The following is a 433-nucleotide window of genomic DNA, read 5'->3' as shown; positions in this document are numbered from 1 at the left end:
ACCTAGGGGCGTATAAAGATAATAGCACGATCAGTAATGGTGGGCCAACGATTCGCTGGAAGCATGTTGCAAACCTAAATTGGTACTACGAAAATTGGTCTCTGAACTTCCAGCAACAATTCACAAGTGGGTACAAAGATCAAAACTCTGACAATCTAGCCGATGGCTATAAGAATCCTCGTGTAAGTGACTATACCGTTTATAACGTTGCTGGGACTTACAAAGGTTTTAAAAACCTAGATTTAACACTTGGTATCAAAAACCTGTTTGATGAAGATCCAACGGTTTCCAATACAGTCACTAACTTCCAGTATGGTTATGACCCTCGCTTCAGCGATCCAACTGGTCGTACCTACTTCGCCCGTGGCACTTATAAATTCTAATGTGTTTCGCCACTACGACATGATTTTCCTTCTGTCGTAGTGGTTTACCG

Annotated in this window: 1 pseudogene; it reads left to right on the top strand. The window is 42.0% G+C overall.

The annotated features are described in order from the left end of the window. Positions 1-383: pseudogene (locus tag ACTHUE_RS20580) on the top strand (TonB-dependent receptor); the annotation flags it as partial. Between the last annotated feature and the right edge of the window lie 50 nt (positions 384-433).

This window comes from Neisseria sp. P0021.S005 (assembly GCF_051956955.1).
Note: the sequence above shows the minus strand (reverse complement) of the source record. Positions and strands in the feature narration are given on the sequence as shown.